The 3890-nt window shown below is 70.5% G+C and carries 3 protein-coding genes and 1 pseudogene; 2 read left to right on the forward strand and 2 right to left on the reverse strand.

Annotated elements, in window-relative coordinates; genetic code table 11:
* On the reverse strand, positions 1-523 hold a 523-nt coding region (locus ACTHL9_RS03145; RefSeq protein WP_440517257.1), incomplete at its 3' end, for an aspartate/glutamate racemase family protein.
* Positions 524-768: 245 nt separating this feature from the next.
* Positions 769-2343 (reverse strand): PucR family transcriptional regulator, encoded by a 1575-nt coding sequence (locus ACTHL9_RS03150; RefSeq protein ID WP_440517258.1) that lies wholly within the window; start codon positions 2341-2343, stop codon positions 769-771.
* A gap of 432 nt (positions 2344-2775) precedes the next feature.
* On the opposite strand from ACTHL9_RS03150, the gene ACTHL9_RS03155 reads away from it, so the two are divergent.
* Both ACTHL9_RS03155 and ACTHL9_RS03160 read left to right on the forward strand, forming a co-directional pair.
* On the forward strand, positions 2776-3531 hold the full coding sequence (locus ACTHL9_RS03155) for an SDR family NAD(P)-dependent oxidoreductase (RefSeq protein ID WP_440517259.1): 756 nt from the start codon (positions 2776-2778) through the stop codon (positions 3529-3531).
* A 67-nt stretch (positions 3532-3598) separates the two neighbouring features.
* Positions 3599-3890 (forward strand): annotated as a pseudogene (locus tag ACTHL9_RS03160) (hypothetical protein); the annotation flags it as partial.

Consider the following 3890-nt stretch of genomic DNA (forward strand, 5'->3'; position numbering starts at 1 on the left):
GGGCGGCCAGGCGGTCGAGCTCTTCGGCGACGATGGCGTCGTGCCGGGCACCGTCGCCGTGCTCCAGCGCGTCGAACGCGCCCTGGCACAGCCGGGGGACGACCGTCACGGCCAGGCGCGCGTCGCGGGCGGCGGCCTCGACCACTTCGGTGGTCGGGACGAGCGTGGTGGGCAGGGTCGCGAGCACGCCGACGGTGGACCCGAGCGTGACGGCGAGATCTGCCATGGCGCGGTCGACCCGCAGGACTGGGATGTCCGCCGATCCGGCGATCTCGTCCACCACGGCCCCGATCGAGGAGCAGGTCACGAGCACGGCTTCGACGCCGAAGTCGGCGAGCATGGCGACGTGGCCGCGGAGCCGCTCGCGCGTCACGTCGTCGACCCCGCCGTCGCGGACCGTCCGCTTCAGGAGAAGCTCGTCAGCGATGACAGCCGCCTCGACCCCGGGAAGAAGCTCGCGTGCGAGCTCGGCAAAGGTCGGTGCGAGCTGGGAGACGGTGTGTATGAGGCCAAGCCTTCGCATTGGATCTCCATTCTTGGGTCGGATTGGGCCCGGTTTGGGTGTTGCCGGGGCAGACTGTCTTGCAGCCGATGCTCGCGCGTCACGCGGCCGACCGGTCGGCGGGAGAACCTGCCCTTCGCGGCGCCATGGCGCGCGGCACTGTCCGCCCAGCACAGAAGCTTGGTGTCCCTCCCCGCCTCTGTCCATGCGCTCCGTGTATGACCCGTGGGCCTCGGACCATACTCAGGGACAGGCGGCCTGTGCCCTCACTGGGCGGTCTGGGAGAGCGCCAACGCCCGTAGCGCGAACCAGAGCTCGCTGACGTCCCCCGTGGACCGCATTGAACGGCCTGTCAGCTCTTGGATTCGCGCGATGCGGTAGTTGACGGTCTGCGTGTGGATGAACAGCAGCTCGGCGGTCCGGCTCGGCGAGCGGTCGCATTCCAGGTACACCTGCAGTGTCTTCACCAGTTCGGTGCCCTGCTCGCGGTCGTACTCGATGAGCGGACCCAGCACGTGGACTGCGGTCAGCTCGGACTCGGCAAGCGTCCGCGGCAGGAAGGACGGGCTGCCCTCGCCGTAGAGCGCGAGTGCCGAGCCGTCGGGGCTGACCGTCTCCAGCGCCCAGCGTGCTTGGCGGACGGCATCGCCGAGGTTGCCGGTGGCCTCGAAGGGGTCGCTCAGTCCGGCACGCCACCGTTCCAGCGTCGTACGCTCCTGGAGGTCCGCCAGCGGAACATCGCTGTCCCGGACCACCGCGATACTGGTCTGGCCGATCTCGCTGAGGAGGAACGGAGTGCTCCCGATGAGCCAGCTGCGCGCGAGCCTTTCGATCGCGGCGGGTCGGCCGTCGACGGCCAGGACTCGGAGGTCGCCCTGCAGGCGCCGCCCGTGGAAGAGCGCGGCCATGACCGCCGGTTCGAGCCTGCCGCTCAGTGCGTCGTTCAGCATCCCGGAGCCGGACCGGCGGGCGCGCTCCACTGCTGCATCGACGCGGCCGATCTCCAGTGCGCACGCGGCGGCAATCTGCTGCAGGACGGAAAGCTGGGGCCGAGAGTCACCGTCCGGGAAGGCGACGATGCATGCCGAGCGCTCGCTCGGGATCGGCATGGTGAGAGCCGTCCGATCGCCGACGGTCAGGTTCATCACGAAGGGTGCGCGGCCGGAGGAGCGACCGAGCTCCTCGTCGTAGGCGGCCTTCCACTCCCGCCCGGGAGTGCGGCCGCCGCGGACCAGCGGCTCCCACATCTCCGGGTCGAGGACGTGCAGGGTGCACCCCACCACACGGCTGAGGCGGTCCACGAACTCGGTCCCGGAGAGCTCCTCGCGAAGGCTCGCCATCACCTCCCCGTGCACCCGGGCGATCTGGACGAACGAGCGGTTCTCGTCCCGGGCGTTGGCGGCGGCGACGAAACGCACGTACTGCGCGAACCCGACCCCGTGCGCGCCGTCGATGACCGGGAAGCCCAGACGGTCGGCCGTGGACAGCATCTCATCGGAAAGGTGCGGGCGGCGCTCGTCCTCGCCGACCACGATGCCGCTCAGCCCGGCTGCGGCCATCTTCTCCACGAACCGCGCCTGCGCCGCCGGCTCCTCCGGGACGATGTAGCCGCAGGTCAGGACCAGGTCGCCGGGGTCCAGCCAGTTCCACGGGTCGAAAGCGTCGCTCACGTGCGCCCATGACACTCGGCGGTCGAGCCCATTCTCCCCAGCCAGGGTCCGCGCGTGAAGGTGCCGCAGCTCGACCAGATCACGGACAGTGACGCCGCCCTGCGGGGGGGTGCTCCTGGGCGTACCGGCAGCCCCGGGATCAGTGCTCGGAGGAGGGGCGGGGGCCGTCATGACGCCCCACGGGGCCGGAGCCCCGCCGCCGCCGACGGCCTCGAATGGCTGACGCCAATGACCAGGGCGCGAGGCCTCCCGACCGCCCGGGAGGCCAGCGGGGCAGTCCGCCCCGGATCGGCCGGCGCCTCGCCGGCGGACGCACCCAGAAACCGGACACCAAGCATGCTTCAAAATATCACCCCCACCGCGGGAAAGGCCCTGTATCGAGAGATAGAAAGAAGCGCCAGCATTGCATGAGCGCTCAATAACCTGCACGCTGCGAGCAGACGAGCTCAGCCAACCCTCGCTCTCCCAGATAGCCGGGCGAGCCCACCGGGGGCCTGTCCCTGAGTATGGTCCGCAGCGGGCCGATCATATGCGCCGCGCATGGACAGCGACGGCCCCGGACACCATGCTTCTGCTTGGTTTACGCGACGAGAGGAAGCAGTCATGGCCATGTCATTCGAGGGGCGCAGCGTGATCGTCACCGGGGTCGCCTCCGGTCTCGGGAGCGCCTTGGCGCGCGAATTCGCCGCGGAGGGCGCGCAGGTCCTCGGCTGCGACGTCAACGACGACGCGGGGGCCGCGGTGATGGCCGGCATCGGCGCCTACCGCCACACCGACGTCTCCAAGGAAGCAGAGGTCGAAGCCCTCGTCGACGACGCGGTGCGGAGATTCGGGCGGCTCGACGTGATGGTCAACAACGCCGCGATCCAGGTCGAGCAGGAGCTGGCAGACACGACCGAGGAACAGCTCGACCGCGTCCTCGCCGTCAACCTGAAAGGCCCCTTCTTCGGATGCAAGCACGCGATCCGGGTGATGCGGGGCGGGGGCGGCGGCGCGATCGTCAACGTATCGTCCGTCCTCGCGCTGGCCGGCGACCCCATGCTCGCGGCATACGGCGCCGCAAAGGGAGGGGTCCTCGCGCTGACCAAATCGGCCGCTGTGAAGTACGGGCGCGAGAAGATCCGCTGCAACGCCGTCTGCCCGGGCGACATCCAGACCCCCCTCGTCGAGGCGTACTTCGCCGCGGCCGATGATCCGGCCGCGCTGCGCGCCCAGGCCGAAGGCGAATACCCGCTGGGCCGGATCGCCCAGCCCCGCGAAGTCGCCCGGGCGGTGCTCTTCCTCGCCTCGGAGGACGCATGCTTCGTCACAGGCGAGGCACTTGTCGTAGACGGGGGCCTTCTCGCCGAATGCTACTGACGGCGGAGCACTTCGACCGGCACCAGTGCCGCGGGCGCGGAAGGCCTGCGGCGTCGGAGACCAGGGCTTGGCTCTCGGGTTCCCTCGGAGCCTGACGTCGGAGCTTCCCCGGATCGTCGACGACGGCAGCGGCCAGGACGTGCTCCTGCATCACCTTGCCGCGAACCGCCCATGCCTCGCGGCCAATGGGATCTGCACCTCCCCGACCACCGAAGTGCTCGAGGCCGCCGCCCGCGACGCGCGCCTGGCCGTGACGGTCGTCCCCCGGCTGTGCCAGGGCGCGTTCGACGCGCTGGAGCACGGCGACGGTGCCCGGCACGACGCCATCGTCGCCGAAGAGCTCGACCGCCTGGCCGCCC

This window comes from Sinomonas sp., from assembly GCF_051955515.1.
Taxonomy (GTDB): Bacteria; Actinomycetota; Actinomycetes; order Actinomycetales; family Micrococcaceae; genus Sinomonas.